The organism is Pseudomonas triclosanedens, from assembly GCF_026686735.1.
Taxonomy (GTDB): Bacteria; Pseudomonadota; Gammaproteobacteria; order Pseudomonadales; family Pseudomonadaceae; genus Pseudomonas; species Pseudomonas triclosanedens.
The window spans coordinates 416,553-431,248 of sequence record NZ_CP113432.1 but is presented as its reverse complement, the minus strand read 5'-3'; the positions used below and the strand labels follow the sequence as shown (position 1 = coordinate 431,248).

The window sequence follows — 14,696 nt, the reverse complement described above, 5'->3', positions numbered from 1 at the left end:
CGGTTACGGCTGCATTGTTTTTGGGGAACGAGCTCGATCAGTCCAGCGCACGCGCCAACTGGACCAGCTCCTCGCGCCACTCCGCGGCCCGCGGCAGAGCGAGGAACGATTCGTTCAGATAGGTTTCTCGGGCCTCGTAGGTGAAGGGCTGGCCACGCAGGTCGAGCACTTCGCCACCGGCACCTTCCAGTACACCCTGGGCCGCCGCGGTATCCCACTGCGAAGTCGGCGCAAGGCGCGGATAGCAATCCGCCGAGCCCTCGGCCAGCAGACAGAACTTCAGGGAGCTGCCGATATTGGCCAACTGGAGATCACCGAAGCGCTCCGCCAGGCCCGCCAGCAGCCGCTCTTGCGCGGGGCTGGAGTGACGCTTGCTCGCCACCACGGTAAACGCCTCCGCCGGGCTGATCCGCACGGAGATTTCCCGCGGCTCGCCGCCGCGCTCCTCACGCCACGCACCCAGGCCGCTGCCGCCGTAGTAGCAACGGCCGCTGGCTGGAACGCCGACGACACCGAATACCACCCGGCCACGTTCGATCAGGGCCACGTTGACGGTGTACTCCTCGCTGCCGGCGATGAACTCCTTGGTGCCATCCAGCGGGTCCACCAGCCACCAGCGCGTCCACTGGGCGCGCTGTTCCGGGGCGATGCTGCAGTCCTCTTCCGACAGCACCGGCACATCCGGTGCCAGCGCGCGCAGGCCGTCGGCCAGCAGGCGATGGGCGGCCAGGTCCGCAGCGGTGACGGGTGATTCATCGGCCTTGCGCTCGACATTCAGATCGCCGCGCCAGAACGGCAGGATGACATCGCCGGCCTTGTGCACCAGATCGATTACCGCAGGCAGGAAGGCATGAATCACAGTCGGAATTCCCCTCGTTGGGTCAGCAGGTCGCGCACCAGATAGAGCGCGGCAAGGGCACGGCCTTCACTGAACTGGGCGTGCTGAGCGAGGCTTGCGAGCTCCCGCAGATTGATCTTGTCCACCCGCATCGGCTCCGGCTCGTCGCCGGGCAGTGTCTCGGGGTAGAGATTGCGCGCCAGCACCACCTGGATACGCTGGCTCATGTAGCCCGGCGACAGCGACAGCTCAGTGATGTACTCCAGTTCATGGGCGCCGTAGCCGGCTTCTTCCTTGAGCTCGCGGTCGGCGGCGGCGAGGACGTCCTCGCCCGGCTCTACCAGTCCCTTGGGCAACGACAACTGGTATTCGTCGACGCCAGCGCAGTACTCCTCGACCAGCACCGCATGCTCGGCGTCGAGCATCGCGACCACCATCACCGCGCCGTAGCCCTGCCCCTTGCCCGCCAGGCGCTCGTAGGTACGCTCCACGCCGTTGGAAAAGCGCAATTGCAGCTCTTCGACGCAGAACAGTCGGCTTTTGGCGACGATCTCGCGGGCGAGAACCGTGGGTTTCTGACGCATGGGGCAACTCCTGGGGGTGGCCGGGTCGGCTATGATAACCCGCCTTTCCTGATTATCCGTGTCGGAGATTGTGCCGAAGCTGCCTGTCCGCGACACAATTGCGACACTCTTTTTCCGAGCCCCGCATGCCAACCCTGCCCTGGTCAGCCATCGATACCGTCCTGCTCGACATGGACGGCACCTTGCTCGATCTGCATTTCGACAACCATTTCTGGCTCGAACACCTGCCGCATCGCTACGCGCAGCATCACGGCATCAGCCGCGAGCAGGCCGACGCCGAGCTGCTGCCGTTGTTCCGCGACAACGCCGGGCAACTCAACTGGTACTGCCTGGACTTCTGGAGCCGCGAGCTGAAGCTGTCGATCCGCGACCTCAAGCTCGAAGTCGCCCACCTCATCGCCCTGCGCCCGGACGCCGACCTGTTCCTCGCTGCCCTGCGCCGCCACGGCAAGCGCGCGGTGCTGATCACCAATGCGCACCGCGACTCGCTCTCGCTGAAGATGGAGCGTGTGGAGCTTGCACCGTGGTTCGACCGGCTGATCAGCTCTCACGATTATGGATTTCCCAAGGAAGACCAGCAGTTCTGGCAGGCGTTGCACGCCGACGTCGGCTTCGACCCGGCGCGCAGCCTGTTCATCGATGACAGCCTGCCGATCCTGCGGGCGGCGCGGTGCTTCGGTATCGGCCAGTTGCTCGCGGTGCGCAACCCGGACAGCCGCCAGGGGCCGAAGGACACCGAGGAATTCGCCGCCCAGGAAGACTACCGGACGCTGATCGAGGGGTTGTAACGCGGCGAGCCCGGCTCAGGGCCGGGCTCGCAGGCATCACGCGGGGATCCGCAGCACCTGGCCGGGATAGATCTTGTCCGGATGGCTGAGCATCGGCTTGTTCGCCTCGAAGATCTTCATGTAGGCGTTGGCATTGCCGTACTCGGCCTTGGCGATGGCGCTCAGCGTGTCGCCCTTCTTCACTGTAACGAAGCGCGCTTCCGGCGCCGGAGTGGCGACGGTGATGCGGTCCTCGACACCGGAGATGCCGGCGACGTTACCCAGCGCCAGCAGGATCTTCTCCTTCTCCTCCTGGCTCGCCACCTCGCCAGCGGCGATCACCTTGTCACCTTCCACGCTGACCTGGATGTTGGGATTGCCCAACCCCACCTTGGCCACGTGCTCCTTGAGCGACTCGGCAGCCTGAGCCTCGTTGCCCACCAGGCTGTCCCAGAGCTTCTCGCCGGCTTCCTTCACGAACGCAAAAATGCCCATTTCTTCTCTCCCTACGGTTACAGTTGCTGACGGCCGACATTGGGCAGACCGCGCCCCGAGGTAGTCTAGACGGCAAGTTCGCACCGGCATTTCGGAAATGCCCTAAACCCGCCCCAACCCGACAGAACGTAGCCGGAGTCGCCATCGACGATGGACATCAAGCAGCTGAAATTCCTCTGCGCCCTCGACGAAACCCGGCATTTCGGCCAGGCGGCGGCGCGCTGCCATGTCACCCAGCCCACGCTGTCGATGCGACTGCGCAGCCTGGAGGAAGAGCTCGGGCTGGAGCTGGTGCGGCGAGGCCAACGCTTCGAAGGCTTCACCGAAGCCGGCGAGCGCGTGCTGGCCTGGGCGCGCAGCCTGCTCGCCGCCCACGACGGGCTGTACGCGGAGGCCGCTGCATGCCGTGGGCAACTGGTCGGTACGCTGCGCCTGGGCGTAGTGCCACTGGCCGGCTTCGACCCCATGCGCCTGGTCGAGCTGTTCGCCCAGCGCCACCCCGAGCTGCGCTTCCAGCTCTTCGCCCTGAGTTCGGAGAACATCCTCGAAGCTCTCGGCCGCAACCAGCTCGACCTCGGCCTGTCCTACCTCGACCGCCTCGACCGTGAGCATTTCCAGGGGCTGGAGCTGGCCGAAACGCGCATGGGCCTGCTGCACGATCGCCGTCACTTCCCCATCGATGCGCCGAGCCTGAGCTGGGACGCCCTGGTCGACCTGCCGCTGGGCCTGCTGTCGGCCGGGATGCACTTCCGCCAATCCATCGACCACGGTTTCCGCAGCCGTGGCCTGAGCCCGCGGCCACGGCTTGAAACCGACGCCGTGCACCAGTTGCTGCAAGCAGTGGAGCGCGGCCTGTGCTGCGCGATCATGCCACTTGGCAGCGGGCTGGAGCGCGAGGACAAGCACCTGGCACTCACCCCCATCGACGACGCACGTACCCTCTCGCCGCTGGGTCTGATCATCCGCCGCAGCGAACCGCGCTCGGCCCTGGCCGATGCCTGCTTCCGCGAGGCAAACGCTCTGCTGGGCGGCTCGCGGGAAAGCCGATAGACATTGTCGATCACTACATCGGCACTACCGATTAGACGCCTCCGGAACGTCGCCCTAGGCTGGACTCATTACTAGAACCACAGGGCTCCGCCCATGCCTTGCCTGATCGCCCGCCCGGCTCGCGCCGATGTCCGGGCCGCCGTCGCGTCCGCCGACGGCTATGCCTATGCCGAACTCGCCCCGCAAGCGGCCGCCGGTCTCGCGCCACTGGCCGACGAGATCGCCCTGGCCATCGCCTACAACGGGCTCAACCAGGCCGTGATGATGGTCTCGCCGAGCGACCTGGAAGATTTCGTCCACGGTTTCAGCCTAGGCGCGGGGCTGGTCGACTCCATCGACGATATCTATGACATCCGCCTGGCCCAGCACGGCGAAGCTGTCACCGCCGAAGTCCAGATCAGCAGCCGCGCCTTCTGGGCGCTCAAGCAACAGCGCAGGCAGCTCGCCGGCAACAGCGGCTGCGGCCTGTGCGGCGTGGAAGCGCTGGAGCAGGCCCTGCCGCGTCTGGACAGGCTGGCCCCGGCGGAGTTACCTGCCGCCGAACACCTGCATGGTCTGCGTGAACGCATCGACGCCGCGCAGGCCCTCGCCCGCCGCAGCGGCGCGCTGCACGCCGCGCTGTTCGTCGACGGCCGTGGCGACATCCGCCTGTGCCGCGAAGACATCGGCCGGCACAACGCCCTCGACAAACTGCTCGGCGCCCTCAAGCGCCAGCGCCTGGACCTGCGCGATGGCTTCGCCGTGGTCACCAGCCGCTGCAGCCTGGAACTCATCCACAAGGCCGTGCGCGCCGGGCTCGCCACACTGGTCAGCCTGTCCGCGCCGACGGGGCTCACCGTACAGTGGGCCCGCGAGCACAACCTGAACCTGATCCACTTGCCCCACCGCAGCGCGCCCCGCGTCTACAGCCCCGCGCCGCAAGCCGACCGGGAGAGTCGCCCATGAGCCTGCAACAGGAAAATCCCCGCTACCAGCCGTACAAGGGCCCCGCCGCCGGTTGGGGCGCGCTGGTCAGCGTCACGCGCTTCTGGCTGGACAGCAAGCAGCCCTTCAAGAACCTGCGCGCGCTGCTCAAGACCAACCAGAACGGCGGCTTCGACTGCCCCGGCTGCGCCTGGGGCGACTCGCCCGAAGATGGCCGCGTGAAGTTCTGCGAGAACGGCGCCAAGGCGGTTAACTGGGAAGCCACCAAGCGCCGCGTGGACGCCACCTTCTTCGCCCGCCACAGCGTCAGCGCACTGCGCGAACAGAGTGACTACTGGCTGGAGTACCAGGGACGGCTGACCGAACCGATGCGCTACGACCCGGCGACCGACCGCTACCTGCCGATCGGCTGGGACGATGCCTTCGCCCTCATCGCCCGCCACCTCAAGGCACTGGAAAGCCCCAACCAGGCCGAGTTCTACACCTCCGGTCGCGCCAGCAACGAGGCCGCGTTTCTCTACCAGTTGTTCGTTCGCGCCTTCGGTACCAACAACTTCCCCGACTGCTCGAACATGTGCCACGAGGCAAGCGGCGTCGCCCTGGGCCAGAGCGTTGGCGTCGGCAAGGGCAGCGTGACCTTCGCCGACTTCGAACACGCCGACGCCATCTTCGTCTTCGGCCAGAACCCCGGCACCAACCACCCGCGCATGCTCGAACCGCTGCGCGAAGCGGTGAAGCGCGGCGCCCAGGTTGTCGCCTTCAACCCGCTCAAGGAGCGCGGCCTGGAACGCTTCCAGCACCCACAACACGCTCTGGAGATGCTCACCAACGGCTCCGAGCCGCTGAACACTGCATTCTTCCGTCCCGCGCTGGGTGGCGACATGGCTGCCGTGCGCGGTATCGCCAAGTTCCTACTGCAATGGGAGCGCGACGCCCAGGCCAAGGGCGAACCGGCGGTCTTCGATCACGTCTTCATCGCCGAACACACCCAGGGCCTCGACGCCTACCTCGCCGAGCTGGACGCCACCGGTTGGGAACACATCCAGCAGCAATCCGGCCTGAGCCTGGCAGAAATCGAGCAGGCCGCGATCATGTATCGCCGCGCCGAGCGCGTGATCGTCTGCTGGGCGATGGGCATCACGCAGCACCATCACTCGGTGCCGACCATCCAGGAAATCGTCAATCTGCAACTGCTGCGCGGCAACATCGGTCGACCGGGCGCGGGGCTGTGCCCGGTGCGCGGCCACAGCAACGTGCAGGGCGACCGTACGATGGGCATCAACGAGCGGCCGCCAGCCTCGCTGCTGGACGCCATCGAGCGCCGCTTCCAGTTCAAGGTGCCGCGCGAGAACGGCCACAACACGGTCGAGGCGATCAACGCAATGCTCTACGGCCAGGCCCGGGTCTTCATCGGCCTGGGCGGCAACTTCGCCCAGGCCACCCCGGACAGTCCTCGCACCCACCGAGCCCTGCGGAGCTGCGCGCTGACCGTACAGATCAGCACCAAGCTCAACCGCAGCCACCTGACCGTTGGCGGCGATGCGCTGATCCTGCCGTGCCTGGGCCGCACCGACATCGACCGCCAGGCCGAGGGCCCGCAAGCAGTGACGGTGGAAGACTCCTTCAGCATGATCCATGCGTCCTACGGGCAGTTGGAACCGTCGTCGGCGCAGATGCGCTCCGAGCCTGCCATCATCGCCGGCATCGCCAAGGCCACGCTGGGCAACCACCCGGTGGACTGGGACGCGATGATCGCCAACTACGACCGCATCCGCGACCTGATCGCCGACACCATCCCCGGTTTCGCCGACTTCAACCGCCGCGTCGCGCACCCGGGCGGCTTCTACCTGGGCAACGCAGCCGGCGCGCGGAGCTGGAACACTGCCAGCGGCAAGGCCAACTTCCACAGCCATCCGCTGCCGGCAGACCTGCTTCACGAAAAGATCCGCGATACCGGCCAGCAGCCGCACCTGATCCTGCAGACACTGCGCTCCCACGACCAGTACAACACCACCATCTACGGCCTCGACGACCGCTACCGCGGCGTACGCGGCCAGCGCGAAGTGGTGTTCGCCAACGAGGCGGATATCCGTCGCCTGGGCTTCGAGCCGGGCGACAAGGTGGACATGGTCTCGCTATGGGCCGATGGCGTGGAACGCCGCGTCAGCGGCTTCACCCTGCTAGCGTATGACATCCCCACGGGTCAGGCCGCGGCCTACTATCCCGAAACCAACCCGCTGGTACCGCTGGAAAGCCACGGCGTGGGCAGCCACACGCCGACCTCCAAGTTCGTCGCCATCCGCTTCGAGAAAGCGCGGCCAAGCCTGCGCATCGCCTGATGCCCCAAGGCGCTCCAGCCGGAGCGCCTCGCCGCATCGGCGAACCCGGCTCTCCAACGCACCGCCCCGCAGTTTTTTTGCCGCGCGCATGGACAGTCGCGCCACGCGAAAAAACGCCGCAGCCGGTTCATGTGCAAAGAGGTTTGAAAGCAGATTCGGAGAAAGAAGGGACGCCGCGTGAAAAGCCATCATTTCAATGGCATTTTGTGATGAATGCACGCTGAAAGCAGAACCCCGGAATAACACTCAGACAGCCCGGAATCGAAAAAGTTCTGACCTTAAATCATATACTTGCATTATTTGATGAAAGTCGTGTTACTCGTCGGAAGTACCTTGTCAGAGCCTTCGCGCAAACAGAGGATCGCCACCAACATCCCCACAGAGAGATCCTCTCTATGAAGTACTCCTCGATGCTCCTGTTGTCTCTTGCGCTGGTCGGTGGCACCGCCTTCGCGGACGGCGACACCCGTGCCGGCGTCGGTGGCGCCCTGGGCGGGGTATTGGGTTCTGTCGTCGGCCAGGCAGTCGGCGGCAGCACCGGCGCCGCCATCGGTGGCGGTCTCGGCGGTGCAGCCGGTGGCGCGGTCGGTGCCCGCCACGGCAACAAGACGGAAGCCGCCATTGGCGGCGGCCTGGGCGCCGCGGGCGGCCAGGTGATCGGCAACAAGATGGGCAGCACCACGGGCGGCCTGATCGGCGCAGCCCTGGGCGGAGGCGCTGGTGGCGCGCTGGGCAACCACTATGCCGACAGCAACCGCGACGACGATGACGACGACTACCGCCACGGCTACCGCCGCGCTCGCTACGACGACCGTCACTGGCACGACAACGGTCGTCACCGCGGCTGGTACAAGCACAAGCACTGGCGCGGCAAACACCATCGTGGCGACTGGGACGATTGATTCAGCGCAAATTTTCAACGTTCCATCGCTCCGAACGTCGACCAACAGCCGGGCACACGTTGCCCGGCTGTTTCGTGTGCGGGACAATTCCCCAATAACTTCCCTACATTCAGGTTCGCAACATGCGTAAGACTCTCTCCGTACTGGCCCTCAGCCTGCTGGCCGCCCACGCTATGGCCGACGACACCAAGGCCGCCATTGGCAGCGGTGTAGGCGGCGCGCTCGGCAACGTGGTCGGCGGCGCCCTGGGCGGCTCCACCGGTGCCGCGATCGGCGCTGGCGTAGGTGGTGCAGCCGGCGGCGCAATGGGCGCCAAGGACGGCAAGAAGACCGAAGCCGCCATCGGCGGCGGCCTGGGCGCAGCGGGCGGCTCGGTGATCGGCAACAAGGTTGGCGGCTCCACTGGCGCGGCCATTGGCGCCGGCCTGGGCGGTGCAGCCGGCGGTGCGCTGGGCAACCACCTGGCCGACGACGATGACGGCCACAGCAGCCACAAGAGCGGCAACCATAAGGGCAATGGCCACTACAAGAACAAGCATAAGCACAAGCATCACGACGACTGATCGCCGTGCTCATGCAGAAAGCCCGCCATCAGGCGGGCTTTCTCGTTTCAGACGGGCCGATTACGCACAGACCGGCAGACAGGACAGCAGCGCGCCCGGTTCCATCGGCGGACGCCGCTCCACACGGCGGTACTCGCTGCCATCGTCGGTGCGCGCCAGCCAACCGCCGTCGACCAGGGCGCGGCGCAGCAGCAGGTGATCGCCAATGCACTCCTGCCCGCGCAGGCACTCGTTGATCTCGCGCTCGCTCCAACTGCGCCGCGCCGGCAGCCGCGACCGCAACACCCAGAGGCAGGCCTCGCGGTGGCTGTGTTTCTTCGGCCAGCGCCGCAGACAGCCGGACTCATCGAAGTAGCGCCGCCACTGCTCGATGCGGCGAAAGTCCACCACCGCCTCCGGCTCGGCCCCGCGGGCCAGACGCGCTTCGGCCAGACGGCTGGCACGCAGTGCCTGGTAGTTGCGGAAGCCGACCGCGCGGGCCAGCAGGTTGAGCAGCTCGACATGGCCAGGGCGCTCCGGCGCCTCATCCAACTGGCGCGCCAGTGAGCGGGCAAGGGCCGAGATATCGGGTGCGTGGACGGGCAAGCGTTGCTTGGACACAGGGCAATCCTCGTTGTGTGCCAAGACCTCGCGCAGAGGTTATCGGGGGTCGCCGGATTCCGATGCGGCACAGGGTTGCGTATCGGATCCAAGGAGTGCGGGGAACCGCGCGGCAGGTTTAGCGCTCTCCATACGGAGGCGGCGACGCCTGGGTGAACTGCCGACCGACGGCCGGTATACGGCCGCCACACCGGCCAGGGCAACCCTCCGGACGTGCCATTTGGCGGGCGTGGTATAGGCTTGCAGGCCAGGGATAACTGGCTACAAGGAGTTTGTCGTGAAAGCTGTTGCTGGGCTGTTCCTGCCCGTTCTCGCAATACCCTCGGCCCATGCGGCGGACTGGGAAGTCTGCCGCATGGAAGTGGAGATCACAGAAACGGTGACCCAACCCCACCCCGGCCTCAAGGGTCGCGTGGAGTCGGTGAAGACGCAGAACGAGGCGGCGCAATGCCCGCCGCGCGGCGCGGTGATCGCCTTCGAGCCGGAGAGCGCCGACTACCAGAGCATGATCCCGCGCAAGCACTGGCCCAAGCCCGGCCAGCGGGTGTGGATGCGTTACCAGTACCTGGACGGCATGTGCAAGAACGACGGCAACGAAAAGCCCTGCCGGATCGAGCACTACCCGATGGGCTGGTAACGGACGGGTCAGCCGCGCACAAGCACCTGCATCGCCTCGCGCAGCCCGGGAGGAATGGCTACGGGACGGTTGCTGGCGCGATCCACGAATACGTGCACGAACTTGCCCGCCGCGCAGGCCAGTTCGTCGCCCTCGCGGAAGATCGCCAGTTCGTACTGCACCGAGCTGTTGCCCAGCTTGCCGACCCGCAAGCCGACCTCGATACGCTCGGGGAAGGCCACCGGCGCGAAGTAGTCGCAGCTTGAACTCACCACGAAACCCACCACCTCGCCGCCGTGGATATCCAGGCCGCCGCGCTCGATCAGATAGGTGTTCACCGCCGTATCGAAGAAGCCGTAATAGGTCACGTTGTTCACATGGCCGTAGATGTCGTTGTCGTGCCAGCGCGTGGTGATCGGCTGGAAGTGCGCGTAGTCGGCGCGGCTGGGATGCTGTTCGCTCATCGCTCTCTCAATAGGCGGCTCGGTAGATGGCCAGCGCATCGCTCTCGCTGACCTCGCGGGGATTATTCACCAGCAGGCGCTGCTGCAACATCGCATCGGCGGCCAGACGCGGCAGGCTGTCTTCCGGCACGCCAGCATCGCGCAGGCGCGAAGGCAGGCCGCAGCGCGGGCTGAGGTCGGCCAGTTCGGCGATGAACTGCTCGGTGCGGTCGACGCCAATGCGCAGACGTTCGCCCAGCAGCAGCGGCGCCAACTCGGCGTACAGGGTGCCGGCATTGGGCGCATTGAAGCGGATGACCTCCGGGAGCACCAGCGCATTGCTCAGGCCGTGGGGAATGTGGAAGTGCCCGCCCAGCGGATAGGCCAGCGCATGCACGGCGGCCACCGGAGCGTTGGCGAACGCCTGGCCAGCCAGGCAGGCGCCGAGCAGCATCGCCTGGCGCGCCTCGCGGTTGCGGCCGTTGTGCACCGCTTCGTCGAGGTTCAGCGCCAGCAGACGCAGCGCTTCGCGGGCCAGCAGGTCGGAGAGTGGGTTCTTCTTCAGCTTGCTGGTGTAGGCCTCGATGGCATGGACCATTGCGTCAATACCGGTAGCAGCCGTGACCACTGGCGGCAGGCCGAGGGTAAGGTCGGCGTCGAGCACCGCCAGGTCCGGCAGCAGGTGCGGGCTGACCACACCCATCTTGGTGGTTTCGCCAGTGGTAACGATAGCGATCGGCGTCACTTCCGATCCGGTGCCGGCAGTGGTCGGCACCTGGATCAGCGGCAGGCGCGGGCCACGGGCGTTGCCAACACCGAAGACATCGGCCAGCCCCTGAGTCGCCAGCGGATGCGCCAGCAACGCCACCAGCTTGGCCACGTCCATCGAACTGCCGCCGCCGAAACCCACTACCAGTTGTGCCGCCATCCTGCGCGCCTGCTCGGCGGCGGCCAGCACCACGCTTTCCGGCGGATCGGCCAGCACCTGGTCGAAGACTTCCACCGCCACCCCGGCGGCGGCGAATCCGGGCAGCACGCCATCGAGCATGTTCAGACGGGTGATGCCGGGGTCGGTGACGATCAGTACGCGCTGCGCGCCGCGCTCATGGCAGATATCCCCCAGGCGCGCGGCGGAACCGCTTTCACAGAGAATCTGCGCGGTGGTGGCAAAGCTGAAAGGCTGCATGACGTTCCCCGTTCTTGTCGTTGTACTGCGGAATGTCCGTGAGCCGCATTTTGGCGGCCAGTCGGGGGAGCATAGCAATGGGGAGCAACGTTACGGAACCTTGTACCGCCAGGCGAAACGGTTATTCACCGAATGAATGCCACGAGGAATACCATCCTGCTTGGTGACACTCGCCCACGAGAACGGCGAGGGCCATGGCAGCTTCGGGCGTCAGCTTTCCGCGCCTGCGAAATCAACCGCGCAGAAACGAAAAAGGCCGGCATTGAGCCGGCCTTCTTTCGCACGGGCGGGTCAGACAGCGACCGGTGCCTTGATGTGCGGATGGGCTTCGTAGCCGACCAGTTCGAAATCCTCGAAGCGGAAGTCGAACAGATCCTTCACCTGGGGATTGATCTTCATGGTCGGCAGCGGCAGCGGCTGGCGGGTCAGTTGCAGGTCGGTCTGCTCGATGTGGTTGGCATACAGGTGGCAGTCACCGCCGGTCCAGATGAACTCGCCCGGCGCAAGCCCGGCGACCTGCGCGACCATCAGGGTCAGCAGCGCATAGCTGGCGATGTTGAACGGCACGCCGAGGAAAATGTCGGCTGAGCGCTGGTAGAGCTGGCAACTGAGCTTGCCGTCGGCGACATAGAACTGGAACAGCGCGTGGCACGGCGGCAGGGCCATCTCGTCGATCAGCGCAGGGTTCCATGCCGAGACGATCAGGCGACGCGAATCCGGGTTGCTCTTGAGCATCGCCATCAGGTTGGCGATCTGGTCGATATGACGGCCATCCGGCGCCGGCCAGGAACGCCACTGGTAGCCGTAGACCGGGCCGAGGTCACCGTTCTCGTCGGCCCATTCGTCCCAGATCGAGACGCCGTTTTCCTTCAGGTAGGCGATGTTGGTCGAACCTTTGAGGAACCATAGCAGCTCATGGATGATCGATTTGAGGTGGCACTTCTTGGTGGTCACCAGCGGGAAGCCTTCGGCCAGGTCGAAACGCATCTGGTAGCCGAACACGCTATAGGTGCCGGTGCCGGTACGGTCGCTCTTGAAGGTGCCGTGTTCGCGCACGTGGCGCATGAGGTCGAGGTACTGTTTCATCGCTGCGGTTTCACCCAAAAGCCGGTCGGTGAGGCTCTGCGGCGCGGCTCTGGTATGGCCGCCGGCAGGCTGGTCCGCCCGGCAGAATCTGAACAAACGGCAATACTAAGGGGCACGGCCCGCTATCGCCACCCTGGCCGACCAGCGAAATGCGGCACCTGATCCAAGCGGTGCCAGACCGCCCCCACAACCGTTCGCCTGTGCAAGAGAGGTCTTCATGTCCGAGGCTAGCCTGCCCCTTTCCCGGCGCCACCTGTTGGCGATGGCCTGCGCCAGCGCTGCGGTGGGCGGCGTGATGCTCAGCCCGGCGGGGCGCACCTGGGCCGCACTGACGCCCCAGGCGGAAGCGGAGCTATCCAGCTTCATGACGCTGTCCCAGCGGCTGACCGGGCGCAGCAACCTGGATCCGCGCATCGGCCTGCGCCTGTTCGAGGCCCTGGCCCACCGCGACAGTGCGCTCAGGCAGAGTCTGGGCGAGCTTCAGGCACACCTGGGCGACGCGCCGTCCAGTTGGAGCGAGCGCCAGCAGTGGCTCGCCCGGCAGATCCTCGGCGGCTGGTACCTGGGCATGATCGGCGATGACCAGAACGCCACCGTGGTGACCTACGAGAACGCACTGATGTTCAAGGCTGTGGACGACGTGCTGGTGATCCGCAGCTACTGCCCGAACAAGCCTGGCTTCTGGGCCGCGCAGCCGGTCGAGCGGGAGGTGTGAGCATGGCCGATACGCAACGGGCGGACTACGTGGTGATCGGCTCCGGCGTGGCCGGGGCGCTGGTGGCCCATCAGTTGGCGCTGGCCGGCAAGGACGTGCTGATCCTCGAAGCCGGGCCGCGCATGGCACGCTGGGAGATCGTCGAGCGGTTCCGCAACCAGCCGGACAAATCCGACTTCCAGGCACCCTACCCGGCCAGCCCGATGGCCCCGCATCCGCAATTCCACCCGGACAACCACTACCTGATCCAGAAGGGCGAACACCCCTACGACGTGCAGTACATCCGCGCCGTGGGCGGCACCACCTGGCACTGGGCGGCGTCCGCCTGGCGCTTCCTGCCCAACGACTTCAAGCTCGCGAGCCTCTACGGCGTGGGTCGCGACTGGCCCATCGAATACGCCGAACTGGAGCCCTGGTATCAGCGCGCCGAAGAGGAACTGGGCGTCTGGGGGCCGGGCGACGAGGAACTCGGCTCGCCGCGCAGCCAGCCGTACCCGATGGCGCCGCTGCCGCTGTCGTGGAACGAGCAACGCATCAAGACACTGCTCAACGCCAACGGCTATCGCGTGGTAACCGAACCTGTGGCGCGCAACAGCCGTCCCTACGACGCGCGGCCAACCTGCTGTGGCAACAACAACTGCATGCCGATCTGCCCGATCGGCGCCATGTACAACGGCATCGTCCACGTCGAGAAGGCCGAGGCCGCCGGCGCCCGGCTGGTCGAGAACGCAGTGGTGTTCAAGCTGGAAAAGAGCGAGGCCGGCAAGATAGCCGCGGCGCTGTACAAGGACCTGCAGGGCAACGAAGTGCGCATCGAGGGCGATACCTTCATCCTCGCCGCCAACGGCATCGAGACGCCCAAGCTGATGCTGATGTCCGGGGTCGGCAACAGCTCCGACATGGTCGGCCGCAACCTGATGGACCACCCCGGCACCGCCGTGCAGTTCTACGCCGACGAGAAGCTCTGGCCGGGCCGCGGCCCGCAGGAGATGACCTCGCTGGTTAGCTTCCGCGACGGCGCCTTCCGCAGCGAATACGCATCGAAGAAGATCCACCTGTCGAACCTCTCACGCACCGACCAGGTGGCCGCCGAGCTGATCCGCCAGGGCCCGCTGCTGCTGGGCCGCGAACTGGACGCGCAGATCCGCGACCGGGCGGCGCGTTTCGTGCGTTTCGACAGTTTCCACGAAATCCTCCCGCGCCCGGAAAACCGCATCGTGCCCAGCGCCAGCGAGCGCGACGGCGCGGGAATTCCCAAGCCCGAGTTCACCTATGCGATGGACGACTACGTGCGCAAGAGCGCGGCCCACACCCGCGAGGTCTACGCCCATGCGGCCAAACTGCTGGGCGGCAGCGAAGTGCTGTTCGAGGACAACTTCGCCAACAACAACCACATCACCGGCACCACGCTGATGGGCGCCGACCCGAAGGACTCGGTGGTCGACAGCCAGTGCCGCAGCCATGACCACCACAACCTGTTCATCGCCAGCAGCGGCGTGATGCCCACTGTCGGCTCGGTGAACTGCACCCTGACCATCGCAGCGCTGGCATTGCGCCTGGCCGATCACCTGAAGCGGGAGGCCTGAAC

At 66.2% G+C, this 14,696-nt stretch carries 16 protein-coding genes; 9 read left to right on the top strand and 7 right to left on the bottom strand.

Annotation, left to right across the window (positions count from 1 at the left end; all coding sequences use genetic code 11):
• Window positions 1-37 precede the first annotated feature (37 nt).
• On the bottom strand, window positions 38-859 hold the full coding sequence (gene cysQ, locus OU419_RS01995) for a 3'(2'),5'-bisphosphate nucleotidase CysQ (protein ID WP_254470022.1): 822 nt from the start codon (window positions 857-859) through the stop codon (window positions 38-40).
• The gene (gene nudE, locus OU419_RS01990) at window positions 856-1,422 is read right to left on the bottom strand and encodes an ADP compounds hydrolase NudE (RefSeq protein WP_254470021.1); all 567 of its coding nucleotides are present in this window, start codon (window positions 1,420-1,422) and stop codon (window positions 856-858) included. The genes cysQ and nudE overlap by 4 nt, the downstream gene beginning before the upstream one ends.
• Window positions 1,423-1,547: 125 nt before the next feature.
• Between nudE and yrfG the strand changes: the two genes are divergently transcribed.
• On the top strand, window positions 1,548-2,210 hold the full coding sequence (yrfG, locus tag OU419_RS01985; protein WP_254470020.1) for a GMP/IMP nucleotidase: 663 nt from the start codon (window positions 1,548-1,550) through the stop codon (window positions 2,208-2,210).
• Between the two features lie 36 nt (window positions 2,211-2,246).
• Here yrfG and lysM read toward each other — a convergent pair whose 3' ends face one another.
• Window positions 2,247-2,684 carry a peptidoglycan-binding protein LysM gene (gene lysM / locus OU419_RS01980; RefSeq protein WP_254470019.1) on the bottom strand — a complete coding sequence of 146 codons (438 nt, stop codon included), beginning with the start codon at window positions 2,682-2,684 and terminating at the stop codon, window positions 2,247-2,249.
• Between the two features lie 150 nt (window positions 2,685-2,834).
• Here lysM and OU419_RS01975 point away from each other — a divergent pair, with 150 nt between their 5' ends.
• From OU419_RS01975 to OU419_RS01955, 5 genes are all read left to right on the top strand, one after another.
• Window positions 2,835-3,734 (top strand): LysR family transcriptional regulator, encoded by a 900-nt coding sequence (locus tag OU419_RS01975; protein ID WP_254470018.1) that lies wholly within the window; start codon window positions 2,835-2,837, stop codon window positions 3,732-3,734.
• A gap of 93 nt (window positions 3,735-3,827) precedes the next feature.
• Window positions 3,828-4,679, top strand: a complete 852-nt coding sequence (gene fdhD / locus OU419_RS01970; RefSeq protein WP_254470017.1) for a formate dehydrogenase accessory sulfurtransferase FdhD — start codon at window positions 3,828-3,830, stop codon at window positions 4,677-4,679.
• Complete coding sequence (locus OU419_RS01965) at window positions 4,676-6,997, top strand: FdhF/YdeP family oxidoreductase (protein WP_254470016.1); 2,322 nt, start codon at window positions 4,676-4,678, stop codon at window positions 6,995-6,997. Before fdhD ends, OU419_RS01965 begins: the two co-directional genes overlap by 4 nt.
• 395 nt (window positions 6,998-7,392) lie before the next feature.
• A complete protein-coding gene (locus OU419_RS01960; protein WP_254470015.1) occupies window positions 7,393-7,899 on the top strand; it encodes a hypothetical protein in 507 nt (168 codons plus the stop codon).
• A gap of 122 nt (window positions 7,900-8,021) precedes the next feature.
• Window positions 8,022-8,462, top strand: coding sequence for a glycine zipper domain-containing protein (locus tag OU419_RS01955; RefSeq protein ID WP_254470014.1), 441 nt, complete (start codon window positions 8,022-8,024; stop codon window positions 8,460-8,462).
• Window positions 8,463-8,522: 60 nt separating this feature from the next.
• Here OU419_RS01955 and OU419_RS01950 read toward each other — a convergent pair whose 3' ends face one another.
• Entirely contained in the window at window positions 8,523-9,062 is a 540-nt protein-coding gene (locus tag OU419_RS01950; RefSeq protein WP_254470013.1) for a DUF2087 domain-containing protein, read from the bottom strand.
• Between the two features lie 277 nt (window positions 9,063-9,339).
• Between OU419_RS01950 and OU419_RS01945 the strand changes: the two genes are divergently transcribed.
• Complete coding sequence (locus OU419_RS01945; RefSeq protein ID WP_254470012.1) at window positions 9,340-9,699, top strand: hypothetical protein; 360 nt, start codon at window positions 9,340-9,342, stop codon at window positions 9,697-9,699.
• Window positions 9,700-9,707: 8 nt separating this feature from the next.
• On the opposite strand, the gene OU419_RS01940 is transcribed toward OU419_RS01945, so the two are convergent.
• The 3 genes from OU419_RS01940 to OU419_RS01930 all read right to left on the bottom strand — a co-directional run bounded on the left by OU419_RS01940 (window position 9,708) and on the right by OU419_RS01930 (window position 12,393).
• Window positions 9,708-10,142, bottom strand: a complete 435-nt coding sequence (locus OU419_RS01940) for an acyl-CoA thioesterase (protein WP_254470011.1) — start codon at window positions 10,140-10,142, stop codon at window positions 9,708-9,710.
• Window positions 10,143-10,149: 7 nt separating this feature from the next.
• Complete coding sequence (locus tag OU419_RS01935) at window positions 10,150-11,307, bottom strand: iron-containing alcohol dehydrogenase (RefSeq protein ID WP_254470010.1); 1,158 nt, start codon at window positions 11,305-11,307, stop codon at window positions 10,150-10,152.
• 291 nt (window positions 11,308-11,598) lie between these two features.
• Window positions 11,599-12,393 (bottom strand): thymidylate synthase, encoded by a 795-nt coding sequence (locus tag OU419_RS01930; protein WP_254470009.1) that lies wholly within the window; start codon window positions 12,391-12,393, stop codon window positions 11,599-11,601.
• Window positions 12,394-12,610: 217 nt separating this feature from the next.
• Between OU419_RS01930 and OU419_RS01925 the strand changes: the two genes are divergently transcribed.
• Window positions 12,611-13,108 (top strand): sorbitol dehydrogenase family protein, encoded by a 498-nt coding sequence (locus OU419_RS01925; RefSeq protein ID WP_254470008.1) that lies wholly within the window; start codon window positions 12,611-12,613, stop codon window positions 13,106-13,108.
• 2 nt (window positions 13,109-13,110) lie between these two features.
• Window positions 13,111-14,694, top strand: a complete 1,584-nt coding sequence (locus OU419_RS01920; RefSeq protein ID WP_254470007.1) for a GMC family oxidoreductase — start codon at window positions 13,111-13,113, stop codon at window positions 14,692-14,694.
• The last annotated feature ends 2 nt before the right edge of the window (window positions 14,695-14,696 follow it).

Bases quoted from the DNA above. Each gene is read 5' to 3' on its own strand.
- nudE (WP_254470021.1), bottom strand. From the start codon at position 1,422: ATGCGTCAGAAACCCACGGTTCTCGCCCGCGAGATCGTCGCCAAAAGC.
- yrfG (WP_254470020.1), top strand. From the start codon at position 1,548: ATGCCAACCCTGCCCTGGTCAGCCATCGATACCGTCCTGCTCGACATG.
- lysM (WP_254470019.1), bottom strand. From the start codon at position 2,684: ATGGGCATTTTTGCGTTCGTGAAGGAAGCCGGCGAGAAGCTCTGGGAC.
- OU419_RS01975 (WP_254470018.1), top strand. From the start codon at position 2,835: ATGGACATCAAGCAGCTGAAATTCCTCTGCGCCCTCGACGAAACCCGG.
- fdhD (WP_254470017.1), top strand. From the start codon at position 3,828: ATGCCTTGCCTGATCGCCCGCCCGGCTCGCGCCGATGTCCGGGCCGCC.
- OU419_RS01965 (WP_254470016.1), top strand. From the start codon at position 4,676: ATGAGCCTGCAACAGGAAAATCCCCGCTACCAGCCGTACAAGGGCCCC.
- OU419_RS01960 (WP_254470015.1), top strand. From the start codon at position 7,393: ATGAAGTACTCCTCGATGCTCCTGTTGTCTCTTGCGCTGGTCGGTGGC.
- OU419_RS01955 (WP_254470014.1), top strand. From the start codon at position 8,022: ATGCGTAAGACTCTCTCCGTACTGGCCCTCAGCCTGCTGGCCGCCCAC.
- OU419_RS01940 (WP_254470011.1), bottom strand. From the start codon at position 10,142: ATGAGCGAACAGCATCCCAGCCGCGCCGACTACGCGCACTTCCAGCCG.
- OU419_RS01935 (WP_254470010.1), bottom strand. From the start codon at position 11,307: ATGCAGCCTTTCAGCTTTGCCACCACCGCGCAGATTCTCTGTGAAAGC.
- OU419_RS01930 (WP_254470009.1), bottom strand. From the start codon at position 12,393: ATGAAACAGTACCTCGACCTCATGCGCCACGTGCGCGAACACGGCACC.
- OU419_RS01925 (WP_254470008.1), top strand. From the start codon at position 12,611: ATGTCCGAGGCTAGCCTGCCCCTTTCCCGGCGCCACCTGTTGGCGATG.
- OU419_RS01920 (WP_254470007.1), top strand. From the start codon at position 13,111: ATGGCCGATACGCAACGGGCGGACTACGTGGTGATCGGCTCCGGCGTG.